Annotated in this window: 26 protein-coding genes and 1 pseudogene; 14 read left to right on the top strand and 13 right to left on the bottom strand. The window is 65.2% G+C overall.

From position 1 onward, the window contains the following. Positions 1-50: 50 nt before the first annotated feature. A complete protein-coding gene (locus EET10_RS17890; protein ID WP_051490468.1) occupies positions 51-923 on the bottom strand; it encodes a DUF3159 domain-containing protein in 873 nt (290 codons plus the stop codon). Positions 924-1,018: 95 nt separating this feature from the next. On the opposite strand from EET10_RS17890, the gene EET10_RS17885 reads away from it, so the two are divergent. The 3 genes and pseudogenes from EET10_RS17885 to EET10_RS17875 all read left to right on the top strand — a co-directional run bounded on the left by EET10_RS17885 (position 1,019) and on the right by EET10_RS17875 (position 3,551). Then, the gene (locus EET10_RS17885) at positions 1,019-1,555 is read left to right on the top strand and encodes a PadR family transcriptional regulator (protein ID WP_036402493.1); all 537 of its coding nucleotides are present in this window, start codon (positions 1,019-1,021) and stop codon (positions 1,553-1,555) included. A 206-nt stretch (positions 1,556-1,761) separates the two neighbouring features. Further along, positions 1,762-2,021 (top strand): annotated as a pseudogene (locus EET10_RS17880) (IS256 family transposase); the annotation flags it as partial. 153 nt (positions 2,022-2,174) lie between these two features. After that, entirely contained in the window at positions 2,175-3,551 is a 1,377-nt protein-coding gene (locus EET10_RS17875) for an HNH endonuclease signature motif containing protein (protein WP_122502373.1), read from the top strand. A 5-nt stretch (positions 3,552-3,556) separates the two neighbouring features. On the opposite strand, the gene EET10_RS17870 is transcribed toward EET10_RS17875, so the two are convergent. The 4 genes from EET10_RS17870 to EET10_RS17855 all read right to left on the bottom strand — a co-directional run bounded on the left by EET10_RS17870 (position 3,557) and on the right by EET10_RS17855 (position 8,614). Beyond that, on the bottom strand, positions 3,557-4,708 hold the full coding sequence (locus tag EET10_RS17870; protein WP_051490502.1) for a MalY/PatB family protein: 1,152 nt from the start codon (positions 4,706-4,708) through the stop codon (positions 3,557-3,559). Positions 4,709-4,771: 63 nt separating this feature from the next. Then, complete coding sequence (locus tag EET10_RS17865) at positions 4,772-5,887, bottom strand: NAD(P)H-dependent amine dehydrogenase family protein (RefSeq protein ID WP_122502372.1); 1,116 nt, start codon at positions 5,885-5,887, stop codon at positions 4,772-4,774. Between the two features lie 391 nt (positions 5,888-6,278). Further along, positions 6,279-7,265, bottom strand: a complete 987-nt coding sequence (locus EET10_RS17860) for an alpha/beta fold hydrolase (RefSeq protein ID WP_122502371.1) — start codon at positions 7,263-7,265, stop codon at positions 6,279-6,281. 29 nt (positions 7,266-7,294) lie between these two features. Then, entirely contained in the window at positions 7,295-8,614 is a 1,320-nt protein-coding gene (locus tag EET10_RS17855; RefSeq protein ID WP_122502370.1) for a M23 family metallopeptidase, read from the bottom strand. A gap of 99 nt (positions 8,615-8,713) precedes the next feature. Here EET10_RS17855 and EET10_RS17850 point away from each other — a divergent pair, with 99 nt between their 5' ends. From EET10_RS17850 to EET10_RS17840, 3 genes are all read left to right on the top strand, one after another. Beyond that, complete coding sequence (locus EET10_RS17850) at positions 8,714-9,121, top strand: hypothetical protein (protein WP_244601999.1); 408 nt, start codon at positions 8,714-8,716, stop codon at positions 9,119-9,121. Between the two features lie 23 nt (positions 9,122-9,144). After that, positions 9,145-9,711 (top strand): hypothetical protein, encoded by a 567-nt coding sequence (locus tag EET10_RS17845; RefSeq protein WP_244601998.1) that lies wholly within the window; start codon positions 9,145-9,147, stop codon positions 9,709-9,711. A 281-nt stretch (positions 9,712-9,992) separates the two neighbouring features. Then, a complete protein-coding gene (locus EET10_RS17840) occupies positions 9,993-11,006 on the top strand; it encodes a phosphorylase family protein (RefSeq protein ID WP_244601997.1) in 1,014 nt (337 codons plus the stop codon). Between the two features lie 3 nt (positions 11,007-11,009). On the opposite strand, the gene EET10_RS17835 is transcribed toward EET10_RS17840, so the two are convergent. Then, on the bottom strand, positions 11,010-11,870 hold the full coding sequence (locus EET10_RS17835; RefSeq protein WP_099188457.1) for a sulfurtransferase: 861 nt from the start codon (positions 11,868-11,870) through the stop codon (positions 11,010-11,012). Positions 11,871-11,951: 81 nt separating this feature from the next. Beyond that, positions 11,952-12,410: a nuclear transport factor 2 family protein gene (locus EET10_RS17830; protein ID WP_136624748.1), complete on the bottom strand. Its 459-nt coding sequence runs from the start codon at positions 12,408-12,410 to the stop codon at positions 11,952-11,954. A 34-nt stretch (positions 12,411-12,444) separates the two neighbouring features. Between EET10_RS17830 and EET10_RS17825 the strand changes: the two genes are divergently transcribed. From EET10_RS17825 to EET10_RS17805, 5 genes are all read left to right on the top strand, one after another. Then, a complete protein-coding gene (locus EET10_RS17825) occupies positions 12,445-13,035 on the top strand; it encodes a TetR/AcrR family transcriptional regulator (RefSeq protein ID WP_136622974.1) in 591 nt (196 codons plus the stop codon). Positions 13,036-13,121: 86 nt separating this feature from the next. Continuing rightward, positions 13,122-13,598, top strand: coding sequence for a hypothetical protein (locus tag EET10_RS17820; protein WP_244601996.1), 477 nt, complete (start codon positions 13,122-13,124; stop codon positions 13,596-13,598). A gap of 166 nt (positions 13,599-13,764) precedes the next feature. Beyond that, positions 13,765-14,370 carry a LemA family protein gene (locus tag EET10_RS17815; protein ID WP_036402506.1) on the top strand — a complete coding sequence of 202 codons (606 nt, stop codon included), beginning with the start codon at positions 13,765-13,767 and terminating at the stop codon, positions 14,368-14,370. Between the two features lie 13 nt (positions 14,371-14,383). Continuing rightward, positions 14,384-16,333, top strand: coding sequence for a M48 family metallopeptidase (locus EET10_RS17810; RefSeq protein WP_122502368.1), 1,950 nt, complete (start codon positions 14,384-14,386; stop codon positions 16,331-16,333). Between the two features lie 212 nt (positions 16,334-16,545). Beyond that, positions 16,546-16,731 (top strand): hypothetical protein, encoded by a 186-nt coding sequence (locus EET10_RS17805; RefSeq protein ID WP_063468325.1) that lies wholly within the window; start codon positions 16,546-16,548, stop codon positions 16,729-16,731. A 63-nt stretch (positions 16,732-16,794) separates the two neighbouring features. On the opposite strand, the gene EET10_RS17800 is transcribed toward EET10_RS17805, so the two are convergent. From EET10_RS17800 to EET10_RS17790, 3 genes are all read right to left on the bottom strand, one after another. Next, positions 16,795-17,862 carry a 2-hydroxyacid dehydrogenase gene (locus tag EET10_RS17800; protein WP_081260796.1) on the bottom strand — a complete coding sequence of 356 codons (1,068 nt, stop codon included), beginning with the start codon at positions 17,860-17,862 and terminating at the stop codon, positions 16,795-16,797. Between the two features lie 360 nt (positions 17,863-18,222). Continuing rightward, the gene (locus EET10_RS17795) at positions 18,223-18,954 is read right to left on the bottom strand and encodes a hypothetical protein (RefSeq protein WP_036402510.1); all 732 of its coding nucleotides are present in this window, start codon (positions 18,952-18,954) and stop codon (positions 18,223-18,225) included. Next, positions 18,951-19,817: a TIGR03619 family F420-dependent LLM class oxidoreductase gene (locus tag EET10_RS17790; protein ID WP_122502367.1), complete on the bottom strand. Its 867-nt coding sequence runs from the start codon at positions 19,815-19,817 to the stop codon at positions 18,951-18,953. Before EET10_RS17790 ends, EET10_RS17795 begins: the two co-directional genes overlap by 4 nt. 59 nt (positions 19,818-19,876) lie before the next feature. Between EET10_RS17790 and EET10_RS17785 the strand changes: the two genes are divergently transcribed. Both EET10_RS17785 and EET10_RS17780 read left to right on the top strand, forming a co-directional pair. After that, entirely contained in the window at positions 19,877-20,425 is a 549-nt protein-coding gene (locus EET10_RS17785) for a TetR/AcrR family transcriptional regulator C-terminal domain-containing protein (RefSeq protein ID WP_036402515.1), read from the top strand. Continuing rightward, entirely contained in the window at positions 20,422-21,684 is a 1,263-nt protein-coding gene (locus tag EET10_RS17780) for a cytochrome P450 (RefSeq protein ID WP_122502366.1), read from the top strand. Before EET10_RS17785 ends, EET10_RS17780 begins: the two co-directional genes overlap by 4 nt. Before the next feature lie 50 nt (positions 21,685-21,734). On the opposite strand, the gene EET10_RS17775 is transcribed toward EET10_RS17780, so the two are convergent. Both EET10_RS17775 and EET10_RS17770 read right to left on the bottom strand, forming a co-directional pair. Beyond that, complete coding sequence (locus tag EET10_RS17775; RefSeq protein ID WP_036402517.1) at positions 21,735-23,327, bottom strand: Na+/H+ antiporter; 1,593 nt, start codon at positions 23,325-23,327, stop codon at positions 21,735-21,737. A 51-nt stretch (positions 23,328-23,378) separates the two neighbouring features. Next, positions 23,379-24,488, bottom strand: a complete 1,110-nt coding sequence (locus tag EET10_RS17770; protein ID WP_036402520.1) for a DUF5685 family protein — start codon at positions 24,486-24,488, stop codon at positions 23,379-23,381. Positions 24,489-24,671: 183 nt separating this feature from the next. Between EET10_RS17770 and EET10_RS17765 the strand changes: the two genes are divergently transcribed. After that, positions 24,672-25,112 (top strand): protease inhibitor I42 family protein, encoded by a 441-nt coding sequence (locus tag EET10_RS17765; protein WP_036402834.1) that lies wholly within the window; start codon positions 24,672-24,674, stop codon positions 25,110-25,112. 108 nt (positions 25,113-25,220) lie between these two features. Here EET10_RS17765 and EET10_RS30080 read toward each other — a convergent pair whose 3' ends face one another. Continuing rightward, complete coding sequence (locus EET10_RS30080; RefSeq protein WP_176586653.1) at positions 25,221-26,426, bottom strand: hypothetical protein; 1,206 nt, start codon at positions 26,424-26,426, stop codon at positions 25,221-25,223. Positions 26,427-26,608: the final 182 nt, after the last annotated feature.

The raw sequence follows: 26,608 nt of genomic DNA, 5'->3' as shown, positions 1-26,608 counted from the left end.
CGGTGTAACGTGCGCTGCCAACGGTTTCGGGCCGGCTGTATCGGCAGCCGTTAGTGCTTCTTGTCCGCGGCGAAGAGTTTGACCATGAGGCCGGATGCCACGCTGCCGGCCATGATCAGCGTGATACCCACCGCGAAATCCACCGAGTCGGTGACCAGGCCCGCGATCCCGGTGACCACGACGAACGTGGGCAGCCACTCGACGAGCCCGATGGTCGACGGCAACCGGGCCGGTTCTCCGTTGGCCAGGTCGAATTTGGCCGAGGCGTAATCCGGGTAGAACTCGGTGACCGCCACTGCAAAGAAGATGGCCGCCAGCTGCAGGATCCAGCCCGTCCAGAAGTTGCTGGGTTCGTGAAAGGCATAGTCGCCGACAAAGCCGACCGCTGCCGTGAACGTGAACGCGCCTGCCCACACTGCGGTGATCACCGCATTGATTCGCATAAACAGGGGGCTGTCCCAATACTCTTGTGGCGTCGTGTCTTTGGCGTAGGCCATGGTGAACGGCTTGCGGATCAGCAGGGTGAGCCAGGCGAAACCGGCCAGGGAAATGTTGGTCAGCTCGCCGGACCACAGTTCGAGCCAACGGATCACGTTGTCGGTTGCGGCCAATCCGATGACGGCCAGCGCCGCGAAGAACAGCGCACCGAAGGCCTCCAGCGTGTGAACCTTGATGCCCCGGATGAGACCGGCAACCATGACGAGCAACGAGAACCCCAGCGCGGCTACCACCGCTTCCTCGAAGCGGCCCGGTCCGGACAGGATTGACAACAGCGCCCACGGTGCGATTCCGGCGAAGGGCGACTTCAGAAACGAGTCGATCACGCCTGCCCGGCGGTTTGCCTCCGGCCGGCCCTTCGACTGCTGAGCGTCGTTGTCGCTACCGGAAGGGGCCGGCAGGTCAGGGCGGGCGGTGTGGCTCATCTGCAACTCCTCGCGGTATCGACCGTCCAATTATGACATGTGAATAGTGGCATGTCGTTAGTGACATGTCAATGATGGATGGTTAAAATGGTCTGGTGAGCCTGCGACATGCCGCGTTGGGGTTGCTTTCCCAGGAGCCGGGTAGTGGATATGACCTGCTGAAACGGTTCAAGTTGTCGATGGACAACGTCTGGCCGGCTACCCAGAGCCAGCTCTACGGCGAACTCAACAAGCTCGCTGCCGCCGGGCTGATCAAGGCGTCCGACACGGGGCCGCGGGGGCGCAAAGAGTACGCGATCACCGATGCGGGCAGGGCGGAGCTCAATCGCTGGATCACTTCTCCGCAGGAGGATCCGCCCATTCGCAACGCTGCGTTGCTGCGGGTGTTTCTGCTCGGCCACCTGCCCCCCGGCCAGGCGCGTAAGTACTTGGAATCACTGTTGTCGCTGGCCGAGGAGGAGCACGCGCACTACGAGCAGATCCGCGACGCCTACGACTGGTCCGACGATGACGACAGCTTCTTTGCCCGCGCCGTTCTCGAGCAGGGATTACGCTGGACTCGCCACGAGATCGAGTGGGCCACCTGGGTCATCGAGCGCCTGGATCGGCGGGGTATTCGACGTAGCGACTAACGTGGATCGTTCACGCGATGAAGCAGATGCATTGGGCTCGAACGGTGTTCAGGCCCGCGTCCAGGCAGTGGCTTTGGCCGTTGGCCTCAGTTGGGTTGGTAAATCACGTTTTCTCTAGTGGCAGAAGGACTTTCCGTTGCCTACCCGTTGACGTCAACGGCTGCTGAAATATCTGCGTTGGTGGCACGTCAGTGCGGGGTCGTGTCAAGATCGCCGACGATGCCGACGTGTTCTCTGAAGTCCTACCACTACCCGGCGGAGCATTGGATCCATCGTCACCATGGGGCTGGGCTCGCGGGCGTCCGGGCTCGCGATGGCGTTCAAGTTGACCGAGGCCATTGAGGCACGCTGGCGCGCCGTGAACGCGCCGCACCTGGTCGCCCTCGTTCGGGCCGGAGCCGTGTTCGAGAAGGGCAAACTCATAGAAAGAGCGGTCGTTTCGTCAACTACGAAGGAGGCCGCCTGACGCTCGCCCATCCACAAGTCTTGACAATATCTCCAGTCAAGGTGCCCGCCGGTACAGCGGGTGGCTGTTCGCCATGAGTGAACACGTGAAATCGGTTGTTCGGCAATCACTTTCTGACCGGTTCTTGTCGGTGGCGGCCGATAGATTGCACGTATGGGCTCGCGCGGTGTCGTGGATCGGGAGACAGTTACGGCGGTCTTTGATGCACTCGACGCCGCGGTGGATAGGTTGGTGGGTCTGGACTTCGATGGGTTGACGACTCCGGAGTGGTTGGCGCTGCTTGGGCGCTGTGAAAAGGTGCGCCGGCGGCTGCCGGTGGCTGAGCATCAGCTGATCAACCACCTGGCCCGCCAGGCCAGCGCCGAAGAACTGGGCGGCAAGCTGTCGCATGCGATCGCCGATTGGACGCTGACCAGCCGGGCTGAGGCCACTCGGCGCATCAACGCCGCCGCCGATCTGGGGCCGCGGCGCGGATTGACCGGTCAGCCGATTCCCCCGGCGCTGGCCGCCACCGCCGCCGCCCAACGCGACGGCGCGATCGGCGCCGAGCACATCGCGGTGATCCGACGGTTTTGCCGGCAGCTGCCGGGCTGGGTGGACCAAGCCACCCGCGAGCGCGCCGAAGCCCAGCTGGCCCGCCAAGGCGGCCAGTTTCGCCCCGAACAGTTAGCGGGGTTGGCCGACACCCTCGCTGATTGTCTCAATCCCGACGGCACCTACCGCGACGAGGATCGGGCGCGGCGGCGCGCTCTGATGTTGGGCAGCCAGCAAGCCGATGGCATGTCGGAGCTGCGTGGGCTGATCACCCCCGAGCTGCGCGCCACCCTGGAAGCGGTGCTGGCCAAGCTGGCCACCCCGGGCATGTGCAACCCCGAATCTGAAAGCCCTTGTGTCGAGGGCAGTCCCAGTCAAGACGCCATCGACACCGACACCCGCTCAGCGGCCCAACGAAACCACGACGGGCTGCTGGCCGGGCTGCGCGGCCTGCTGGCGTCGGGGGAGTTGGGTCAGCACAACGGCCTACCCGCGACGATCATCGTGTCGACCACACTGGCCGAACTGGAAGCCGCCGCCGGACAAGGACTCACCGGCGCCGGCACCCTGCTGCCGATGAGTGATGTGATTCGGCTGGCCCGCCACGCCCGGCATTATCTCGCGGTTTTCGACGGCGGTAAGGCGTTGGCGCTGTATCACAGCAAACGGCTGGCCTCACCGGGGCAGCGAATCGTGTTGTATGGCAAGGAGCGCGGGTGCAGCGCGCCGGGTTGTGACGTCAAGGGCTACTTCTGCGAGGTCCACCACGTCATCCCCTACGCCCAATCCCCGAGCACCGACGTCAACCAACTCACCTTCGCCTGCGGCGGCCACCACCCGTTAGCCGACAAAGGCTGGAGCACCCGCAAAAACACCCACGGCGACACCGAATGGACACCCCCACCACATCTCGACCGCGGCCAACCCCGCACCAACACCATGCATCACCCCGAGAAACTGCTCCGCGACGGAGACGACGACGACGAAACGGAGTAGCCCGGTCAGCCCAGAGCTAACCTGTCCGCCAGCGCCCGGCCCATTCGCGATACGGCTTCGATCAGGATGGCTTGGCTGGCCGCGAAATTGATGCGCACATGCCCGTCCCCGCCCGTTCCGAAGACGTGGCCGGAACTCAGCGCCACGCGGGCGTGGTCCCGGAACCACCTGGCCGGACCCGACAGGTCCGACACCACCGCAAGGCCGTCGGCGGCTCGTTCGTCGAAACCGAGTGCGCGACAATCCAGCCAGGCCAGGTAAGTGCCTTGCGGCCAAAGGTATTTCACCCCGGGAAGGTGTTGCTCGACCAGATCACCCAATAACGTTCGGTTGGTCTCCAGGCCCTGCAGCACGGCGTCGAGCCAATCGCCGCCACTGCGAAATGCTTCGGTATGCGAGATGACACCGAGGTGGCTTGGCCCGTGACTGACTTCCTCGGGCATGCGGCGAAGATCGGTGCCTGCTTCGGCACCGGCGATGGCCACAGCGGCTTTGATCCCGCAGAGATTCCATGCTTTCGAGGCAGACATCAAGCTGAATGCGTTCTCGGCACCGGGCACGCTCAGGTACGGCGTGAATCGCGCTCCGCTCATGACGAGCGGAGCATGAATCTCGTCGGATACCACCCGCACGCCGAACCGGCGTGCGAGTTGGGCGATCTCGCTCAGTTCGTCGACGGTGTGCACAGCGCCGGTAGGGTTGTGGGGATTGCACAACAGGTAGGCGACGTTCCCGCCGGAGCCACCGGCGCGCGCGAACGCCCTCTCCAACGTGTCCACATCGATCCGGCCGTCAATACCCAGCGGCGCTTCGATCAGCTGCCGGCCGTCATGGGACACGAATGCGTAGAACGGTGCGTAGACCGGCGAATTGACGATGACCGTGTCACCGCGCTCGGTGACCAACCGTAGTAGCTCGACAACACCGAGCATGACGTCGGGCACGATCGCGGTGCGGCCGACCTCCAGATCGTGCCAATCCCAACGTTGCGAGGCGTATTCGGCCACCGCTTCGGCATAGGCGGTGCCGTGGGGATATCCGGTGTCGCCGCGGTCGACGGCGCTGTGGATGGCGGCGGCCACCGTCGGCGCAAGATTGACATCCATCTCCGCGACCCACAGCGGCAGGACATCGGCCGGGTAAGCACGCCATTTCATGCTGGTGCGGCTCTGCAATTGCTCGAGCGTCAGCTCCTCGAACGGATTCGTCACTGTTGCAGATTACGGCGCACCGGTGCGGAGTCGCCGAGCGGCAAACGCGTGCACGGGGATGGTCAACGGCAAATCCACCGAACTGAGCAGGCCCGGCTCCGCGGCGATGACATAGGGGACGGCGTTGACCACGCGCATTGCCGTGGCGACCATCGCGCCGGCCCCCGAGGTCATTCCCGCGATACCGGCTCGATGCGGGTCCCGCAGCGTTGCCGCCATGGTGCAGTCGATGTCGGGGTCCCCGGTGATCACGATGCGATACGACAGGTCACCCACACCGGTTGGCCAGTGGGGCGCGACGTCGTGCGCGAGCCGGGTGACGTGTTCGATGACGATGACTTCGCGGTCCTCGGCCACGCCGATCGCCTGCATGCGTATCGCCCCGCATGTTCCGGCCGCGACGGTACCCATCGCCACCTCCAGCGTCCGGTTGGTGATGGCACGATCGAATCTCTCACGGATTTCCTGCAATTGGATGCCGAGCGCATCGGCGATCAATCGGATCTGTCCCTGCCATTCGCCGGCTATCGCGCCGGGAATGGCGACCCAGGGTTGGTAGTCGAGCGACTGCCCGAATCCCAGCCCGTTGATCATGATGTCGGCGACGCCGTAGTCGTCATACAGGCCGATCTCTAGGGCGTGGATCTTCTCGATGGTCGACGACTGGGTGGACAGCACCAACGGCAGGTAATCGGCGACGAAGCCCGGTTCGATGCCCGAGGCATACAGCGACACCCGGCCTCGCCCGGCCGCGGCGGCGAGTTGGTCACGCCACCCGGTGGGCTGGTAGGCATGCGGGTTGACCAGCCGCGTCGTACTGGTCGTGGCGATGTTGATTCCCGCTTCGAGCAGCTTCACGTAGTCGGGGATCGCGAGCGCGTCGCGTTCGGGGCCGGCGGCCGCATAGACCACGCATTCGGGCTCGAGGGCAATCAGTGCGTCCGCGTCATCGGTGGCGGCAAGACCTATCGGCTCCCCGTTGGCGAGCTCGCCGGCGTCCTTGCCGACCTTTTCGGGCGAATGTACCCACACACCAACAAGTTCCAGGTTCGGGCGGCGCTGGATGGCGCGGATGGCGATCGACCCAATGCCACCCGTCGCCCACACCACCACGCGGTGCGACATCGTTTCTCCTTTGTTGTGGCTCTGCGGTCCTGATGCGCAGCAGACTCAACCTCGGCGACGGCATTCCGGGCCGAAGCAGCCGTAGCCAGCCAACCCACGTCGAGTGCCTGATGTGAAGTTCGGGTACCAGGTCGGCCATCGTTGGCCCCTTCGGCCGCGGTGACGCACAATACCGAATATTTGATCCGCAAGTTAACAGTGCCGGGTCGACAGGTCAAGCTCCAGCAGCTCAACGCCCGGCTTCGCCCTCGAGTGCGGTGAACAAAAGTTAGGTTATGGCTTGTAGGTGTGACGGCCGAAACCGACTCGCGCTCTTCTGCGAGCCTCGTCTCGGCACTGCTGACCCGTCCCGGCGAACTCGCCGCCGTGTCAGCCGATGGCGCCCGAGCCGTTAGTCGCCCTGGTCGACCAGAACCGCTCCCTCGGGCCGGTTCCCCAGCGTCTGCAGCCCGATGTCCTCGCCGCCGGCGATGACGCGCACGATCTCGGCCAATTCCGTGGGCGCGTCACATTGCAGATAATGGTCGGCGCCGGGTATCACCCAGTAGCGGCTGCGCCCGGGCTGGTTTTTCAGATACGCCTGCCAGACATGGTTGGCGACGCGCAGCGGCGCCACGTTGTCGTGCAGTCCCCACACCAGCGTGGTGTTGAGAGATATCGTGGAAAGCTGTTCAAGCCAGCGGGTTTCGTCGGCCGCCCGCTCATGAAGGTACTGAATGGTGTCGGGCAGCACCGAAATCCCGTCGTTGTGGGCAAAGCACTTCGCCAGCGCGGCGATCTCCGGGTCGTCCAGCGTCCGCCGCGGGATGAAGGTGCTGGCTCCCAGGCCGGCCGCCAGCAGCTCGGGCGTCGTCGCGGCGGCAGTGGCCCGCCCCGTCGCGCCGTCGAGCAGCGCCGTCTGGAACGTGGTGAGGTTCGACAGCGGCAGGTAGATGTTGGCGTTGGTGATGATCACGTCGAGCGGTAGCGCCGCTGGGTCTTCGCCGGCCAGCATGCCCAGCGCGATCATGCCCACGCTGCTGCCGCGGTCGTGGGTGAGCATCCGGAACTCGGTCAGCTGCCACACCCGCCTGATGGCGTGAACGAGCAGCCGGGCGTCGTCGTACAACGAATAGACGTAGGGCGCCGACGGTTTGTCGGACAGGCCGTAGCCCGGGAAGTCGAGCACGAAGATGTCGAACTCCGAGCCCAGCTCACCCGCCAGCCCGAAGTAGTCGATGCTAGACGTCGGGAAGCCATGGACCAGCACCAGCGCCGGCGCCCCGGGCGTGCCGCTGCGGCGGGTGAACACCGACACTTCGGCGTCGTTATTCGCCGTGGTGGTCGACCGCCAGCGCAATTGGGTACCGGTGCTGTGCCATTCGGTGAAGATGTCCACGGGTGGGGTTCCTTCCAGTCCTTTCAGACTTAGGCGAAGGTCGCAATCGCCAGCAATAGCGGCAGCTGGTTCGAACGACGTTCGGGTGCCTGCAGTCGCTCTGGCCCGAAGAACGAGCCGCTGAGGTAGTTGTCGGCGTTCCACACCGAGGTGGTGCTCACCTGACCTTGGTAGCTGAAGTTGTCCAGCACATAGGGCACGGCGTCGGCTTCCAGCAGCGACGGACCGCTCATCAGCTGGAAGTGCAGATGCGGGGCGTTGGAGTTGCCGGTGTTGCCCAGCTTGGCGATCTGTTGGCCCTTTGTGACCTTGTCACCGGGTTTGACCAGCAACGAGCCCTTGATGAGGTGCGCGTAGAGCGCGTACACGCCGTCGCCGAGGTCCATCACGATGTGGTTGCCGTCGATGGTGTCGATTGTCATCTTGGCGGCCAGGGCAGGATCGGAGGCCGGCAGGATGCCCGGTACGTTGGCCTCGACAGTGTCGAGTGTAGAGGCCACGGTGCCGTCGGCCACCGCGTAGACGGGAACTCCGTAAGAGACGTAACTCTCGTTCTTGGTTTGGTCTCCAGTGTAGAAATTGCCCTGGTCGTCCATGTGCATCCAGTCGATCGCGAAACGCTGGCTGTTGTTCAGCTTCATGTCGACCGGCATGATGGCGTCGCGGTGCGCCCAGCCCGGATCACAGCAGCCGTTGAAGGCGACCCAATTGTTGCCCCGCAGTGGCGGGCTGATCACCCGCGGGGTGCCGGCCGAGATATCGAACGGAGCACCCAGGGTGTCCAGCGGGCCGGGTTCGTTGCTCACCGCCGGCTTGGTCACCCCGGTGCCATGCAGATGCAGCATGACCGCCTTCGGGAATTGCGCCGACGTGTCAAGCGTGAAGTCCAGCAACAGCGTCCGTGACGTTTGCGGTGCGATGCCGAAATCGGGGGAGGGCTGTTGGGTGAGCTGCCGTAAGCGGTTGCAGTTTCCATAGTTACAGGCGGGGTCGACCAACTGCGGGCCGGCGAACGTGGCGAGCACCTTCTTGGGATCCTGGGCGTCGACCACGTCGACTGCAGTGAGGCTGGCCGGCCCCCCGGTGGCATTGGTGATCTGCACGTCGAAGGCCAAGTGATACTTGCCGTCACTGCCGGGGAAGGGAAATGTCGGGCGGCTGATCGGCGCGACGGTCAGCGGGGTAAAGGCGTCGGGCACCGTCACACCCGCGAGCGGGTTGGTTCTGGCCGGGGTGGTCGAGGTGCCGCCGCCAGTTTGCCCACTCGACGAGCACGCGGCGACGAACAGGATCAACCAGAAGGTGGCCAACGATTTCCAGAGCGGACGGCGTGCGGGGTCAGGTGCCATCGGGTGGGTCTCCTTGGTCGGGGCCGGGTCCCGTGAGCTTAGTCTTCGGCTCTGCTATTCCGGCCGACGACATGCACGCGCAGGCTTACCATGCTGGTCATGATCACTACCCGGATAATCGGTGTTGGCGAATATCAGATCAGCTCCGAGGAAGCCGGCGTCATCAATGCGCGGTATGTCTCTTCTGGTTCGGTTCGGTCGAGCAGCGGGATCGGTTCGGGACGGGCCAGGGGCGATACGTCCAATGGCTTCCCCGGCGATTACCGTGTGCAATACTTCGACGCTGCAGGCGAATTGACCGGGGATCTCGACTTGCGGATCCAGCGGGCCGGAGCGTCCTATCGGTTGACCTGGCGACACCGCTCGCAGAATGTCGGTCTGCCGGCGGCGGTCGGCGAGGTGGTCTTCGAAGGCATCGGCTTTCCGAATGGAGAGCGATCCATGGCCATTGCCTATTGGATGGCGGAAAGAGTGTCGGCGGCAATTGAAGGCCGGCCGCTGCTCTGACACGAATCCACCCGGGAGGCACGTTGAGACACAGGTTGTTGTTACTCGCCGTCGCTGTGGCGCTGGCCGTAACGGCCTGCGGCGAAACATCTCACCCGCGCCTGTGGGGAGCGTTCACCGAACGCGGCTTGGCCAACGTCCCGATGAAACCCGGCGTCAACGTGCGCGTCTTCAACGACGTGAACTTGGACGCGCACGGCTACATCAAGTACGACAAGTCGAACGGACACCTGACGCTGCAGCCGGGCACGTATCGCATCGATGGCTGGTCGCTGACCTCGTTCGGTTTCAAGCTGACGCCCGAGCAGCAGGCGGCCGCCTATTCGGCTCCGGGTTATGCGTTCTTATGGAATGTCGACCAGAAAAAGATGGAGATCCTGGGTTCGCTTCAAGATCCCCGCTATTCGCACCAGAGCATCATCAACGGCGTGCTCACGCTACGCAAGACGACGAATTACTTCGTCGGCCATCAGAACGGCGACAAGGTCGACGGGATAAGCCTGCAGCTCTACGATCCCAACATCAAAATGCCCGATGGACAGGTCTCGACCAACCACGCGTTCGCGCAGCTGGTCGTCGAGCGGTTGTAGCGCCGCCGGCCCGTTCGCTCACTCGGCGACAGCGAAATCGACACCAGTGCGGAAAACTTCGAGTGGCCGTCGCGCGGCCGTTGATCTCGGCGAAAGCCATGGCGGGCCGAACAGCCAAAATTTTGTGTCCCGGCATAACGACACGGAATCGTTGGCGAAAAACATCGATAACGCATAGCCAGCGTTGCGTCATGTGGCGCCAAAATCTAAGCCACACCACCCATGAGACAGCGTGTCCTGGCAGCCGCGACCGACGAAGTTCCGCCGGGGATAGGGGGATCGTGCTCGAGCGGTTCCGGGCTGCGGGTGCGGTGTTGGCCGCCTTGTCGCTGGGCGCAGCAGCGGTCTCGTCGAACACCAGGGCCGACGCCGGCGGCTTCGCGACGGTGAGCCCATGCCAACAGCGCACGCTGATCCTGTCGGCCTTTCCCGCAGAAGCCGACGCGGTGTTGGCGCACACCACGCTTGACCCCAACCCGGTTGTCGTCGCCCACCATCGGCACTTCTACCTCGGGGCGATCGCCGGAAAGAGGGTGATAGTGGCGATGACCGGCATAGGGCTGGTCAACGCCACCCGCACCACGGAGATCGCCCTCGATCGTTTCACCTGCTCGTCCGGCATTTCCGTTGGCGCAGTGGTGTTTTCGGGTGTCGCCGGTGGCGCCGGACGCACCGCGATAGGAGACGTGGCCATCCCGGCGCGCTGGACCCTGGACAACGGCGCGACATTTCAGGACGTCGACCCCGGGATGCTGGCCGCGGCCCAGACACTGGCCGTCAACCTGGGCAACGTCAACAATCTCGGCAACCCTGCCTGCCTGTGCAAGCACATGCCCACGGTGCCATTGATCAACCTGGGGCGACAGACGCAACTCCTCGTCGGCGGCGACGGCTCCAGCAGCGACAACAACAACGGCCAGGCGTTTCCCTGTATCCCCAACGGCGGCGACGTCTTTGGTTGCCAGCCATGCTCGGCGCCGGACCGCTCACTTCTTTACACCGGCAACTTTCTGCACGCGTTGTTGCCGTTCCTGGCCCACGGCTTGCTGAGCAACCTGAAGGTACCGGTGCACAACCCGGCCTTCGACGCTGTGGACCAGGAGACCGCCGCGGCGCAAGCGGTCGCCAACGCGCGTGGCATACCGTTTCTGGGCATCCGCGGCATGTCCGATGGCCCCGGTGACCCGCTGAACCTGCCCGGCTTTCCGTTCCAGTTCTTTCTCTACAAGCAGATCGCGGCCGAAAACGCCGCACTGGTGGCCCAGGCGTTTCTGCAGAACTGGGCCGGCGCCTGATGCTCAGGGGCTTCCGGCGCCCCGACCAACGGGACGAGTCGGGTCCGTACACCACTCGGACCACGATCCGGGATACAGCGCCGCCTCACGACCCATCGCGGCGAGCGCGGCTACGATGACGGCCGCGGTGATACCGGATCCGCAGTAGGCGCCCACCGGGCCGTCGCGATTGATGCCGCGGCCGGACAACAGCCGGGTAAGCGCGTCCTCATCGAGAAACGTTCCGTCGCAAGCTAGGACGGCAGCGCTGGGAAGGTTTATCGCGCCGGGGATGTGACCGGCAACCGGGTCGACCGGCTCGACATCGCCGCGAAAGCGCTCCGGTGCCCGTGCGTCCAGCAGCGGCACCGCGCCTGACCCGGATTGCTGCGCAGTCAAGGTGGGCCGGCGCCCGGCAGCCAGATCATCATGGCGCACAAGCACATTCCCGGCGAGAGGCGTCACCGCGCCGGTCTCCAACGGCTGTTCGGCTGAGCGCCATGCGGCCAGGCCACCGTCGAGGATGCGGACGTTCTGGATCCCGGCTGCAGTGAGCAGCCACCACGCTCGCGCCGAACCGGCCCGGTTCCAGTCGTCGTACGCCACGACCAGGCCGTCCTGCCGAATTCCCCAGCGGCGCGCGGCCACCTGAAGACTGCGCCCCGAGGGTAGTGGGTGACGGCCGCGGCCGACGACGGTGTGGTCGCTGAGTTCGTCTTCCAGCGAGACGTAGACCGCCCCGGGTAGGTGGCCCCGCAGATAGGCCGAATGCCCGTCGGGTTCGTCGAGTCGCCACCGCACATCGAGTAAGGTGACGGGCTCGCCGGACCGGATTCGGCTGGCGAGCTCGGCGACAGTGATCAGCACCTGATCTCTAGCGTTCACCCGGTTCACCTCGTTGTCGCTCCTGGTTGCGGAACGGGCGCCGTCGAAGGCGACAACGAGCCTAGCGCCCGCCCGGACGATTCAGGCCGCGTTACCGGCAACCAATGGCGCGAGCCGCGATCGGTCGAAAAAGACTTCGTCGTGCACGACCTTTCCGTCGCGGAGAAAGACGATATCGACACCGTGGATGTCGAGATGAGTATGCCCGGCGCGGAGCCGGAAGGTGGCGTCCCATGTCACCGCGGCGCCCTCGGCGCCGTCGAAAACAAACACCTCCCGGGCCGACCAAGTCATCTCCCAGAGATCGAAAAGCTTTGAGAGGTAACGGCGTAGCGCGTCCCGACGCTCGATGGCGGCCGCACCGATGTTGGGATCGCGATAGACGAAGGGTTCGGTGTACCACGCCACGACCTCTTCAACATCGTGGCGGTTCCATGCGCCCAGAAAGGCCTCGGATTGACGGAGCCACTCGGCTGTGTCCATGACCGCCTCCTGCGGATCGAGCCATAACAATTTTAGAAAAATCGTTCTAAAAGTCAAGGGCGGCGAAGTCTGGTCAAGCACAATGGGTTAGGTGGGCAGGCCGCGACGACACGACACCGAAGCAATGCTCGACGCCGCGCGCTCGATCGCGTTGGAGCGCGGGGCACGCGCCGTCACCGTCGATGCGATCGCCGCACTGAGCGGTGCTTCGGTGGGTTCGCTCTACAACCGCTTCGGCTCCCGCGACAAGATTCTGACCGCGGCATGGCAACGGGCACTCGAGCGCTTCCAGGCACCGTTCCTGGACCAGTTGCGCCGGGACAATATCAATGACGCGGCGGTTGGTGCCGCGCGGTGGATCATGGAGTTCGCCCGCAACCAGCCCGAAGATGCGCGACTGCTCGCCGCGTTTCGCCCCGCCGATGTGCTTACCGATCCCAATGCCCCTGCGGCACGGCATCTTGCCGGCGGCAACGCCGCCATTCGCGATGCCCTGCGCAGACTTGCCGAGCGCACCGGCGGGGACGAACGGGCCCGCGAACTGCTGTCACTGGCCGTCATCGATATCGCCGGCGGCGCAATTCGCCGCCGTTTGCTCACTGGTGCACCGATTTCTGCGGCGTTCGAAGCCGACGTCCTGGCCGCTGTCGTCGCCGTCCTTGACCGCATTGCGCTCAGATGAACAGGGCCGGTTTGCTGGATTGGTCCGCGACCGGGCGCGCCGGGCGATACCTTGGTGACACCGGCGAAAGTAGGTGAACCAGATCGGTGGCGCGGGGGTTTCGCAATAACGTGACGATGTGGCTTGCGGCAGCTGTCGCGTCGGCGGTCGCGACGGCGGGCCCGGCTGCAGCGGTGCCCAACACGCAATGCGCGCTGGCCACACCGGTCCAGGAGGTGCCCAGTGTGTCGGAGCTGCCGCCGGCGCTGCTCAAACTCCTGCCACCGATCGCGGACATCGGTGCGCCTTTCAACAAGACGGACGCGGTCACCGATCCGTCACTGCCGTTTCGGCGACTGATTCGTGCCGGCAATCGCGGCACCGACTGGTTTGTCTGGTACGAACACGGCGGCCTTACCTACTTCTGGCAGGCGGTGGTCGTGCGCGTCGTATCTGGCTCCGCAACAACGACATTGGCGAACGCCGGAGCCATTTCCGACACATTGTGCAGCTTCACCGACGGGGTGTTCGGCGGCACCGTTCCACCCTATCCACAAGGCACCTGGGCCGAGGCTGCTTACTGATGCGTTTCGATGTCGACGCAATGTGGCGCGGCACGGCGTTCCCACCGTGACGGGGGTGCCGCTGCGCCACCCGGGAACGCAGGAATCGCCCACGGGGACACCGGTGCCCCGCTAATATCCGGCGTGGCCGCGCGATGCGGCAAATTCCGACGGAGAGGGACACCTCATGGGACTCGTCATCGGCGTCCTCGTGGCAATCGTGGCAGTCGTCATTGTGCTGCTGGTCATGGTGATCGCCGGCTACAACGGTCTCGTTCGGGCCCGCAACGCCTACAAGAATGCGTTCGCGCAGATCGACGTCCAGATGCGCCGCCGCTTCGACCTGATCCCCAACCTGGTCGAAACGGCCAGGGCGTACATGGCCCACGAGCGCCAAACGCTGGAGGCCGTGGTGAATGCCCGCAACATGGCAATGGCGGGTCTATCCGCCGCACAGGCGAACCCGGGGGATCCCGCTGCGATGCAACAACTCTCGGCTGGGCAGCAGCGGCTGGACGGCGCGTTGGGCCGGCTCATCGCGGTCGCCGAGAGCTACCCTGACCTCAAGGCCAATCAGACCATGATGCAACTTTCGGAGGAGTTGACCTCGACCGAGAACAAGGTTGCGTTCTCCCGGCAGGCCTACAACGACGCGGTGATGAGCTACAACAACCGCCGCGAAACGTTCCCGGGCAACATCTACGCGGGCATGTTCGGCTTCACCGCTGCTGCGCTGCTCGAGCTTCCGCCGGATCGCCCGGAGATGCGGGAAGCGCCGCGGGTCCAGTTCTGACGCTTCGATCGGCGTGAACTTCTTCGACCACCAGCGCGCGGCCCGGAGTAGCACGCTCAAGCTGGTGTTCCTGTTCATCGTCGCCGTGGTGGCGATGGTCGCCTTCATCGACGCCGCCGCGGCGGTCGCGATGACGTATCGAAGGGCCGACCCTTCAGCGGTGTTCGACGTCGTCGTCGGCGTTACGGCCGTGACGCTGCTGATCATCGCCGGCGGCATGATTACCAAGACGGTCGCGCTACGCCAGGGCGGGGCGGCCGTTGCCGCCTCGGTCGGGGCCGTCCAGGTCGACCCGACGAGCTCTGACCCGCAGTTGCGCCGACTCGTCAACATCGTCGAGGAAATGTCGCTGGCATCCGGGGTGCCGGCTCCGCGCCTGTTCGTCCTGCCGGAGGAACCCGGCATCAATGCGTTTGCGGCCGGTTTTACCCCGGCCGACGCGGCGATTACGGTCACCAGCGGTGCACTGTCCCAGCTCAATCGCGACGAGCTGCAAGGTGTGATCGCCCACGAGTTCAGCCACATCCTCAACGGCGACATGCGGTTGAACATCAGGCTGATCGGACTGTTGAACGGGATCCTGCTGATTGGCCTGACCGGTTTGCGGGTCCTGCAGTTTGGCGGCGGCCGCGGCGGCGGTTCCAAGAACGGCGCGCCGATCTGGATGATCGCGCTCGCGATGATGGTGCTCGGCTTCATCGGGGTGTTCTTCGCCAACATCATCAAGGCGGCGGTGTCCCGCCAGCGCGAGTGGCTGGCCGACGCGTCCGCGGTGCAGTTCACCCGTCAGACCGACGGACTCGTCGGGGCGCTGAAGAAGATCGCGGGCATCGCGTCCGGGTCGGCGCTGCGCGACGCCCGCAGCGCCACCGAAGTCAGCCATATGTTGTTCGGCGAGGGCAGACGGTCGTTTCGCGCGTGGTACGCGACGCATCCGCCCCTGGCCGACCGGATCAAGGCGCTCGACCCCAGCTTCGACCCGCGTGAGGTGGACGCGCTGAAGCAGCGCTACGGACAACGGTTGCCCGACGGGCTCGCCGAGGACGCGATGGCCGGATTCACCCCGACCGGCACTGCCTCCGCTGTCGGCGCGGCTGTTCAGCCCGCCGCGACGGTAGCGGGGCCGTTCGGGGCGGGTCGGCGTGGCATCAGTCCCGAGCAGGTGGCCGATCGCGCCGGCACGCTCACCCGGGCCGACCTGCAGCACGGCTCGGCGCTGCACGCCACGATTCCCCCAGACGCTCGTCGGCTGGCCACCCAGCCGAGCACCGCCGCGGCCGCGATCATCGCGTTGCTGCTGGCCCGTCCCGGCGATCCGCTGCATGCTCGCCAGCTCGCCTCGGTAGCGCAGCGGCTAGGGCACCGGGAGGCGCAGGCAGCCGCCGCGCTGGTGAACACGATGACGGTGTTGCCCGCCGAGCTACGGCTGCCGTTGGTCGACCTGGCTATCCCGCAGCTCGCCGCCCATCCGCCCGCCTTCCGGGAAGCGCTATTAGGGGTGCTCAACGAACTCGCCGTCGCGGACGGCTCGGTGTCGATGTTCGAGTACTGCGTGACGCGGCTGGTCTGGAGCTACCTGCAGGACGCGGCCAATCCGCACCGCCGAAGCAAGGTCGGGCATGGCTCGCTCGACCGGGTGCGGCCGACGGTGACGACGCTGCTCGCGACGCTCGCGGTCGCCGGCGCCGGCGACCAGGAGTCGGCTCGGCGGGCCTACGATGGCGCGCTGCGCCGGTTGTACCCCGATGCCGCTGCGCCACCGCCGCGGCAAGTGGCATGGCAGCAGGCGCTCGACCAAGGCTGGGCCGGACTGGACGGCCTGGCGCCGAAGGCCAAGCAGGCACTCGTGGAAGCGATGGCCGTGGCGGTGACCGCCGACGGCACCGTGACGACCGCAGAGGCCGAGATGCTGCGGGCGGCATGTGCATTGATGCACGTGCCGTTGCCCGCGTTGCTCACCTGAGCGGCCCTGCGAAATTGTGCCGGTGTTCGCGTCGCCGCGCCGAGGCGGACGAGTGGGTCTTTATTCCGTCTTCCAGATGACGAATGCTGGCACTATCGACCCCGTGGCCCAAGATGAATGGTGGTGGGTGCCGAGACCCCCGGACAACGGCGAGGTGCCAAGTGGGTCGGCTTATCCCGCAGCGCAGGACAAGTCAACACTGGGGACAGTTGATGGCGTTCGAGGAGCAGATCATCGCATGGGTGACCGGCGATGGTGAGCAGCGGCCGTCGACGATCACCACGATTCAGACGTTGCTGGAACCGCCGGGGGTGCATAGTTCCGTATCAGACGTTGAACCGATTCGCCAGCGAGCGTTGTGGATCCGGATGCAAGGGCACCACGGTGCGGGTCGCTGAGGGTCATACCGCTTGCTCCCCGACCGCCGGTCGACGGACGGCTCCACCGCAATCAGAAACTGCCTACAAAACTGCGTTACTGAGTTCAGCCCCCCGGCGACCGGCCACGAATTCGGCGATATTATCGAACGTAATGTCGGCAATATTGCCGAGGGCTTCCCAGGTCAGGAACGCCTGGTGGCTGGTGATGAGAACGTTGCCGAAACCAATAAGGCGTGCAAGTACGTCGTCGGTCATGACCTCCGCGGAAAAATCCTCGAAAAAATAGGCCTCCTCTTCCTCGTACACGTCGAGACCGGCGGCGCCGACAATGCCGGATTTCAGGCCTTCGATGAGCGCGACCGAGTCGACGAGCGCGCCGCGACTGGTATTGATGAGGATGACGCCGCGCTTCATGCGCGCGATGGTCTCGGCGTTGATGAGGTGGTGTGTACCGGCCGTGAGTGGCGCGTGGAGGCTGATCACGTCGGCCTGTGATAGCAGGTTCGGCAGCGGGACGTACTCGATCCCGTTCGCTGCGGCGAACTGCGCGTCTACGAAGGGGTCGTGGGCGAGCACACGCATCCCGAACCCGCGGAGAATTCTGATCAGGCACTTGCCGACTCTGCCCGTGCCGACAACGCCGGCGCACTTGCCGTGGAGGTCGGTGCCCACAAGACCGTTGAGCGAGAAGTTCCCCTCCCGCACGCGGACGTAGGCTCGGTGTGTCTTGCGGTTGAGGGTGAGCAGCAGCGCGGCGGCGTGTTCGGCGACGGCGTGGGGCGAATATGCCGGCACGTGCACTACGCCGACCCCCAGGCGGCCCGCGGCTTTGATGTCCACGTTGTTGTAACCGGCGCAACGCATGGCAATGAGGCGCACACCCGAATCGCGCAGCGCCTCGATAACCGCGGCGTCCAGCCGATCGTTGACAAAGGGGCAGACGACATCACTGCCGGCGGCTAGGCCAACGGTGTCGGAAGTCAGGCGGGTCTCGAGGAAATGCAGAGCGTAGTTGCGCCAATTGTGATCGCGGAAGCAGGCCTCGATGTACGGCTTGCTGTCGAAAAAAGCTATCTTCGGGCGGATGTCTACGCTATGGGAGCCCAACGACGGGGCAACCGACCTTGCACGGCGCAGGTCGCGGCTCATCACGACCAGGTGCGGTAGTTTCTTCAGCGGTAATCGATACTCGCCTGGAGATTCAACTGAAAGCAATTATTTGATTAACCCTTCTCCTCACAAAGGATAGCCACGAGACCGCCAATCTTTGCGGCCAACCTGTTCGCCGACTGAATGCAGATGTCGCCTAACGCGTATCCCTAAATACAAAGAATCTTGCGCTGGGGCTTTCAGGCGCATGATCAAATTTTGCCGAAACGCCGGCCGAAGTCAATTCAAACTGTCGATGGAATAATAATGACAGTTTATATCTAAGCTAAGGCGTGCTCAGTTGACTGTTTAATCCTGATTTAGTGAGCCGCTCTGCCAGGTGTCCTGATGTTCGCGTCGTCACGGCCAGGCTTCCCAGGTGATCATGGTCCGCATCGGCCCGGCGAACACCGGCCGCACCGCTGCCAAGCGCCACCGTTGTTCGACCACCGGCGCCAGGGCGTCCGTCGTCGCCAGCGGGTCGTCGTCGAGGTAGACGACGGTGATGTACTGCGGGTCGGTCCGCCATCCGCGGGGCATCGGATCCCATGCGGTGGTCGAGCCGAATGTCCAGGCTCCCGCCACGCCGGGGACGGCCAGCAGCGCCGGATAGTGTTCGCAATGCAGCCATTCCAGCCATCGATCGGAGCGGCCGTCAAAGGATTCCTCGATGATCAGCAGCACTCCCCGGTGCGGCCGGAACGGCACCACCTCGTGGGAAACGAGCGCGCGCGGGGCGGCTTGCCACTGCAACAGCCGCAGGCCCGCCACTTCCAACAACGGTCGCATGACCGGCATCCGGCCGCTGTCCCGCAACGCCCGGCCCAGCGCCACGAAGTCGTCGAATGTCTGCCGAACGGGGTCACCGACGAGATAGTGCACGGCATTGGCGATCTCGCCGAGCGGGCCGCGGCTTGCCAACCGGTGATCGAGGTAATCGCCGTCAGCGATCCAGCGCAGCCCGTGCACGATGCCCGGCAGTTGATATTGCTCGGGCAGGTGATCGAGCAAGTGCCATCGCAGATAACCGCCGTCGTCGTCGGGCGGCGCGGCTGCGGTGAGGCTGAAAATGCCTGCCCTGACCCGGTTCACGAGGCGGCCAATTCGGCGAGCGACTGCAGGTTCTCCAGGCAGTGCGTTAGGCAGCTGTGGACGAACGTGGCGGCGATGGTCGTGGCCCCGTGCTCGGACATCTCGGCGAGCACGGCGCGGGTCCATTGCGGTTCGCCGATCGGGTCCAGCGGCGCCGGGGGCGTGAGCACCACTTCGAAACCCGGCCGGATTTCGAAACGGTTCAGCCACTCTCGGGCTTGGCGCAGGCTCACGTTGAAGGGGACCCAGCCATCGGCCAGCGTCGCGGCTCGCCGCAGTGACCGCAGGGTGCGTCCGCCGACCCAGATGGGGACGTGCGGCTGGACCGCGCACGGGTCGACGACCATGCCGTCGAAGGAATAGAACTCGCCATGGTAGGCGGGCTCGGGCACCGACAGTGCCGAGCGCAACGCTCGCAACGCGTCGTCGGCCCGTGCTCCGCGATCAGCAAACGGAGCGCCGACGAGGTGGAATTCCGCTTCGAGGCTGCCGACGCCCACACCAAGGATGAGCCTGCCGCCGCTGACCGCGTCCAAAGTGCCGTAGCGCTTGGCGATTTCGAGCGGATGGTGATAGCCGAGCACCAGCACGTTGGTGGCCAGCCGAATGCGCCGGGTGCGCGCCGCCAGGTAGCCCAAGGTGGCCAACGGATCCCAATAGCGGGTCCCGCGGCGCCGCTTCTCGGCTTTGGGCAAGGCTATGTGCTCGCTGCAGGTCAGGTGGTGGTAGCCGAGCCGGTCCGCGGCTTCGGCGATCTGTGCCAGGTCTTCGACGGTGGCGTGCCTTTCCCAGTCGGCGCTGACCCCGGGCAGCATGGTCACCACCGGCGTGGCAATCGACAGCTTTGCGGCGACGGCGCTCATCGCGCTAAATTCTAACAGTGCTCGAATTATTTCGAACGCCGCTCGAATAGGCGCGTTCAATGACCTCCGCACAACGGCGGGCCTACGGCGAACTCGACCGCGCTCGGGTGGTGGCGTGTCTGCACAACCTGGCCCGGCGGGTGGGCGTGCAGCAGGTGACGATGCGTGAGCTCGCCGCCGAGCTCGGCGCCGCGGTCCCGTCGGTGTATTACCACGTCCCGGGCAAGCAGGCCGCCCTGGATCTGCTCGCCGAATCCGTTCTGACCGATATCCCCGAACCCGAAGCCGGGCCCTGGGACACCCGGCTCACCGAGCTTTACTGTGCCGCACGCGAAGTGATGCTCGACGTCCGCGGCATCGCCGGCGTCCTGCAAACCAGTGGCGGCGGGGAACGCGCCCGGCGCCTGGACAAACTGAGCCGCGCCCTTCTCGCCGAAGCCGGACTCGCCAAAAGCGGTGCTGCCGCAGCACATTCGGTGCTGTACACCTATCTGCTGGGTTCGATCAGCCTGGAGGAGTCCCGCGGCAAGCGCCAGCCCGCATCGCGGTTCCGGGCCGGACTCGACGTCGTCATCGCCGGTATCAAGGCATGCGCGGAGCACCGATGAGCATTCCGAAGCTCAGGTCGCTGATTGTCGAAAATCACGACAGCGCTTCCGGTCGGGACGCCGCCGCCGTGCTGAACCCGGACACTTATCTCGCCGGTGCTCCGTTCGAGGCGTTGCGCCGGTTACGGGCCCACGCGCCGGTGTATCCGGTGCAACTTTCCGGACTGCCCAGAACGTGGTTGCTGACCCGGCACTCCGATGTGCGACTGGTCAGTCGCGACACCGAGACGTTCACCAGCAGCAAGGGCAACACCCTGCTGGAGGTTGAGGCGGCGCCGACCTCGGCGATGCTGCCGGGAATCGACCCGCCGCGACATGTCCACTACCGCAAGCTGATCAACCAGGGCTTCACCGCCCGCAATGTGCTGCGCCTGGAACCGCGAATGCGCCAAGTTGCCCGCGACATCGTCGCCAACATCGATGGCAAAGGCGAATTCGACGCCGTCACAGACATTTCCGCGGAAATATCGCTGCAGGTGATCGCCGAGGTACTGGGCGTGCCGGCCGCGGACCGGATGGACGTCTTCCGCTGGAGCAACGCGATCGGAAGCCTGGGCATCGAAGACCCCGACTACGCTCCCACACCCGAGGCGCTCGGGCTGGCGGCCGCCGAAATGTTCGCCTACTGCGGAGAATTGGTCGAACACCGGCGAAAGCACGGCCTCACCGACGACATCCTGTCCGCTCTGCTCGCCGCCGAGGTCGACGGCGAGCAGCTCAACCGCGACCAGCTCAACGAATTCTTCCTGCTGCTGGCGATTGCCGGCAACGAGACCACCCGCAACACCCTCAGCCACGGCATCCTGGCGTTGTCCGAGCATCCGGACCAGCAGGCGCTGCTGGCCCGCCAGCCCACCGCGGCCAAGTTCGCCGTCGAGGAACTGCTGCGCTGGGCCACCCCGGTGATGCACTTCCGCCGCACCGTCACGCGCGACGTCGAGATCCGCGGCCAGCACATCCGGGCCGGCGACTGGGTGCTGATGCACTACCTGTCGGCCAACCGCGACGAGGACGTGTTCGAGCGGGCTGCCGAGTTCGATATCACCCGCGGGCGCTCCGGCCCGGGGCCCGACCATGTCGCGTTCGGCGGCGGGGGAGTGCACTTCTGCCTGGGTGCTCAGCTGGCCCGGCTGGAACTGCGGGTCATGCTGGAAGAGTTGTATCCACGTGTGCCCGGCCTCGTCGTCACCGGGTCGCCCGACCGGCTGCGGTCTTCGTTCTTCCACGGGATCAAACGGCTGCCGTGTGCGGTGGGTTGAGAAGCCGGCCGCTCGACTCGGGAAGCAGTCGCCGCCACCAGGGATCGACGTCAATCGGCGTCGGCCGGGTCGAGCAGCTGCACTTCCTCGAGATCCATCTCCGCCTGCAACTCACGCAGCACGATGTCATCGATCAGGTTCTTGTTGCGCAGCGCGGTGACGGCCTGCCGCTGATATTGCAGAACGCCGAGTCGGACCCGCCGAACCAGATCGCAGTGTGCCACCAGATCGCTCGTCGCGGAGTCGGCGCCGTTGGCCCCGACGAGTTCGGCGCGTTCTTCGTAATCATGCCGCAGGCGTTGCACGATCTCGGTGCCCGCCCCGAGCGCGTCGGCGACGGCCGGCAAGGCTTCCAGGGCGGCCTCGGCGCTGCGAGTTCGGGCCAAATGCAGTTCGTCGGCACGAGTGACGTCGTCCGGCATTCGGGCCCAGCGGACCACCGCGGGCAGTGAGCTGCCCTGGACCAGCACCGTCACCAGAATGACGATCGACACGACAAAGATGATCAGGTTGCGGTCGGGGAACGGTGCGCGGCTTGCAGTCGTCGTCGGGACCGCGAGTGCTGCCGCAAGCGAGACCGCGCCGCGAAATCCCGCCCAGCTGGTCACGCAGCGGTGGCGGAAGCCGACGTAGCGGTGGGGTTTGCGCAAGGCCCGGTCTACCGCGCGTCCCAGCAGGGTGGTCAGCTCGACCCACACGATTCGGGTCGCCACGACCACCCCCGCGACGACCAGCGCCAGGACGGTGGCGCGTCGCAGTCCGCCGTCGACGTCGGAGATATGGTCGATCGCACCGGGGATCTGGACCCCGACGAAGACCCACAACGAGCCGTTGATGAGGAAAGTCGAGATGTCCCAGAATGCGAAGGACTGCAGGCGGGAACGCGCCCGAATCACCCGCGGGCCGGTGTAGGCGAGTACCAGCGCTGACACCATGACCGCGACGACGCCGCTGCAATGCAACTGTTGGGCGAGCAGGAACGCCGCGAACGGCGTCATCATGCTCAGTGCAGCTTCCTCGAGTGGTGCGTCAATCCTGCGGCGCAGCGTCGTTACCAGTCCCCCGACCAACAGCCCCGCGACGATCCCGCCCAGATAGGAGGTGACAAAACGGCCGACCAGGGCCGCCGGCCCGATCCCCGGCGCACCTTGGGCGACGGCCACGGTCATGGCGAACAGGACCAGCGCCGTGCCGTCGTTGATGAGGCTCTCGCCTTTCAAGACGGTGAGCGTGCGCCGCGGCAATTTTTTGGCCAGGCCGGCCACCGCGGCGGCGTCGGTGGGAGACAGCACCGCACCCAGCACCGCCGCAGCATGTGACTCCATGCCGAACGCCCGTGCGGTCCATGACACGGCTACCGCGGTGGCAATCACCAGACCGACGCTGAACATGATGATGACGCGTAAGTTCCAGCGGATTTCACGGAAGCTGGTGTTCAGGCTTTCCCAGTAGAGGATCGCCGGCAGGAATAGCAGCAGCACGATTTCGCCGTCGATCTCGACGCTTCCGAACTCGGGGATGAGACCCAGCAGCGCACCCAGCAGGATGAGCAAGACCGGCGGGCCCACCCGGTAGCGCCGACCCAGAATGGTTCCGGCAACCACCGTGGCGACGAGCGTGACGATAACGACAAGACCGAACACCAGCCCATCTTCGCCTACGGGCTCAGCGATCCCGCGGCCACATGGCCCGAACTACGAGCAGTCGCAGCAGTCTCCGCAGTCGCAGCAGTCTCCGCAGTCGCAACAGCAGTCTTCGTCGCAGCAGCAGTCACAGCAACATGCGTCGGTGCAGGTGTTCCAGCATCCCTGTTTGGGACTTTGCTCCGGATTGGGCGGTAGCTCACCCGGATCGCCCGGGTAGGGGCCGGCGCCCATCGCCTGGGCGCCGAAGGTGATCCCGTCCTGCTCGCCATGCGGTGTCCCGCCGCGCGCGGTGTAGCCGGCCCGGTTGAAGGTGCGCGATATCGCGCGGCGCACCTCGCGGGTCAGCAACCGCCGCGCCAGTCGTCCGTCGGTGAAGTCGACGTCGGCCAATGCCAGTTCGATGCCCAGCGCCGCGTCGTCGCACAGGATGCGGGCCGCCGCGACGGATGTTCCCGTGGCCGCCAACGGGTTCCACTTTCCGTGGGCTGCGTCGTCGTGGCAATCTTCGACCGCGTCGAGGACATGCGCGATCCGCCCGAACAGCCGACCGACCTCACGCAGCGGCTCCTGGTTGTCCGGTCGGCCGGCCAACACCGCGGTATGGGCGAAGGCCGCGGCTACCGCGGTCTCGGTGGGCTCGGTCACCAGCAGTAGCGAGCCGCCCGGGCCCGCGCGACCGACCATGGCCTCGAGCTCGGTCTGCCGGTCGATCGCGGCGACCAGCACGCCGGTGTCGAACCCAAGGGAGTGTCCGGCATCGCTGCCTTGGCGCACCCAGCGATCGGCGATGCGGCGCGCCGCCACCCGCACCGGGGCCACACCGACCACGCCGTCACGGTCGTCGACGTGATCGCGCACCCGGGCAGCGGCCAGCGCCAGCGACACCACGGCGGCCAATCGCACGCACTCACCGGTCGCCACGTCCGCACGCCGCATCCCGCGCAATGGACAGGGCCCGGCGGTCCGTCGCGTTGGTCGCGCGTCGGACTGTGCCTCGACCAGCAACGAGACCACCAAGCCGTCGTAGTTGGTGGCGATCCGCGCGGCCTGGCCGTAGTCGTCGCGAAGGGCCAGGCACAGCCCGCATAACTGCGCTCGCCATACTGCTGTGAGTTCGCCACCGAGCCGGTGACGGCACGGCCGGATGATGCCAAACACGCGTTGAAGCTACCGGACTAAGGCCGGACTCGCGCCGGGAAACGCCGCGACGCCGAGCGCGGGAAACGCGAGAGCGGGGATTCGCCGGGACGCCTCACTCGCCGGGCGAGCAAAGGTCCTTGCCGGCCAACGCGATCCCGATCAGGCGACTATGCTGCAAACCCTGATTGAAGGGCGGTGTTGATGAAGATCAGGCTCATGGTGACCGTCGGCATGGTTGTCTTGTCGGTGGTGTTGGGTTGCATCGGCTGTGCCAGCAAGGCTCGGCCACCGGCGACCAAAACCATTGACGTGTCGATGGATGACGTGTTGAAGCAAAGCGCGATCGAACGCGATGTCACCATGTCGGTCGGTGACACGCTGCAGGTGACGCTGGGGTCGAATTACACCACCCCGTTCCGATGGGCGGAAGACATGAAGATCGGTGACGCCACGGTCCTCAAGCAGGTCGATCACCGCTATGTGCGGCCAGACACCGACATGATGGGCGCGCCCGGCACCGAGGTGTGGACGTTCACGGCACTCAAGCCCGGCACCACCACCATCACCACCGGCTACGCCAGCTTCGTGGGCGGCGACAACGCGCCGACGTGTACCTTCACCGGGAAAGTGACTGTGCAATAGCGTGTGGCGCACGAGCTGGGTTGACTCGTGCGACGTCGAGACCAACACCAGTGCCGAAACATTCGACCGAGTGGACGTCGCGCTGATGTCGGTCTCGGCGAATGTCGCTCACGCGGGGTGTTCGGTCGTGGTCGGCGGCGTTGTCACCGGCGGGGTCGAGGGCTTGGTTGTTAACGGCGGGGTCGAGGGTTTGGTCGTCACCGGTGGTGTTGTCACTGGCGGGGTCGAGGGCTTGGTCGTCACCGGAGTGGTTGCATTCGGAATGCATCGTTCTGGATTGTGGCCGCAGTGATATCCCGGAGGACATTCGACGCAGACATACGTCGGCGACGGCGGTGTCCCCCCGCCTGGCAGGTCGTCACAGATACCGTCGCCGTTCAAGTCCACGCACGGGAGTTTCTTTTCTCCTGACGGTACGAGCCAGTCTTTACCGACATACTGCACCCAGATCGGCGGGGTAACGCTTGAGCCGAAGATGGCGCTGGTCCTGGTGCTTTTCGTGGTATGGGGTGTGCCCCGGTATACCGAGTATCTGATCCACGGCCCGGTATTGCCTGCCACCGCCGGATCGGATTCTTTATCGAGGTAATCCGGGGCCGCAATTGCGATGTGCCCATATTCGGTGCGGCCCGGAATGCTATGCGATGACGCCACAACAAACTGACCCTGATTTGCCAGGTCCGTGACCTCGGACCCGGGATTGATACCGACGCCGACGAGCTTCCAACCGCTTCTGTCCGGATTCTTGACCGCTTGCGCGAGGAACTCGTTCATCTTGTCGGCATTACGCAGCTTTTCGTCGTAGACCCCGTCATAGTAACGATCTCTGAAATAGGGAATGTCCAGGATTGCTCCGAGGGCGCCCAGATACCAATTGCATGCCTGTAGCGAATAGGGGGCCCACGGCTTTTCGGAGGCAGCCGACAGAGCGTCCACGAACCCTTGCCGCATCAACTTGTTGGCGAGGTCGATGGCGTCCTGATATGGGATTTTCCGGTTTTGCTCCCATGACACGACGACATAACATGCCGCCGGTGGGTGGGCGCCGTGCATATCGTCCTCGCACTGGCGGGCAGCATCCAGCAATCGGCCCGCGTGCTTTCTATCCGCGGCCGGGCCCCGTTCCGCATCCGGCGCACCCTTTGTGGGCTCGCAGGCAGCTCCATTTCCACAATTATTTGGTTGACGACTGCAGGCAACGGGTATCACCGTGCCGAACACCATCAATGTCACGCCCATGAGCACCACGGACCAGCGCAGCTTCATGCCCTGGCTCCGCAGAAAAGCGGCTTGGCGCCCCAGAAAACCCTTCATATAAAATCCCCCTCGCATTTATCCGCGCGCCGGCCTATCGCAACACTGCACCAAAAAACCTGGCACCTGCTAGGGCCTTTGGGCCTCATCGGCCGATTACCTAAGAAATTGTGGCCGGCGATATCAGGTAATCGCGCAGGCACGGCTTTCGGTCCGGCACGCTCGCGCTAGGCTACGCAGCA

This window comes from Mycobacterium pseudokansasii, assembly GCF_900566075.1.
Lineage (GTDB): Bacteria > Actinomycetota > Actinomycetes > Mycobacteriales > Mycobacteriaceae > Mycobacterium > Mycobacterium pseudokansasii.
This window is presented reverse-complemented; position numbering and strand designations above follow the sequence as displayed.

Bases quoted from the DNA above. Each gene is read 5' to 3' on its own strand.
- EET10_RS17805 (WP_063468325.1), top strand. From the start codon at position 16,546: ATGGCGTTCGAGGAGCAGATCATCGCATGGGTGACCGGCGATGGTGAG.
- EET10_RS17855 (WP_122502370.1), bottom strand. From the start codon at position 8,614: ATGGCACCTGACCCCGCACGCCGTCCGCTCTGGAAATCGTTGGCCACC.
- EET10_RS30080 (WP_176586653.1), bottom strand. From the start codon at position 26,426: ATGAAGGGTTTTCTGGGGCGCCAAGCCGCTTTTCTGCGGAGCCAGGGC.
- EET10_RS17790 (WP_122502367.1), bottom strand. From the start codon at position 19,817: ATGAGCGCCGTCGCCGCAAAGCTGTCGATTGCCACGCCGGTGGTGACC.
- EET10_RS17785 (WP_036402515.1), top strand. From the start codon at position 19,877: ATGACCTCCGCACAACGGCGGGCCTACGGCGAACTCGACCGCGCTCGG.
- EET10_RS17865 (WP_122502372.1), bottom strand. From the start codon at position 5,887: ATGTCGCACCGCGTGGTGGTGTGGGCGACGGGTGGCATTGGGTCGATC.
- EET10_RS17800 (WP_081260796.1), bottom strand. From the start codon at position 17,862: ATGAGCCGCGACCTGCGCCGTGCAAGGTCGGTTGCCCCGTCGTTGGGC.
- EET10_RS17850 (WP_244601999.1), top strand. From the start codon at position 8,714: ATGATCACTACCCGGATAATCGGTGTTGGCGAATATCAGATCAGCTCC.
- EET10_RS17815 (WP_036402506.1), top strand. From the start codon at position 13,765: ATGGGACTCGTCATCGGCGTCCTCGTGGCAATCGTGGCAGTCGTCATT.
- EET10_RS17890 (WP_051490468.1), bottom strand. From the start codon at position 923: ATGAGCCACACCGCCCGCCCTGACCTGCCGGCCCCTTCCGGTAGCGAC.
- EET10_RS17765 (WP_036402834.1), top strand. From the start codon at position 24,672: ATGAAGATCAGGCTCATGGTGACCGTCGGCATGGTTGTCTTGTCGGTG.
- EET10_RS17870 (WP_051490502.1), bottom strand. From the start codon at position 4,708: ATGAAATGGCGTGCTTACCCGGCCGATGTCCTGCCGCTGTGGGTCGCG.
- EET10_RS17780 (WP_122502366.1), top strand. From the start codon at position 20,422: ATGAGCATTCCGAAGCTCAGGTCGCTGATTGTCGAAAATCACGACAGC.
- EET10_RS17875 (WP_122502373.1), top strand. From the start codon at position 2,175: ATGGGCTCGCGCGGTGTCGTGGATCGGGAGACAGTTACGGCGGTCTTT.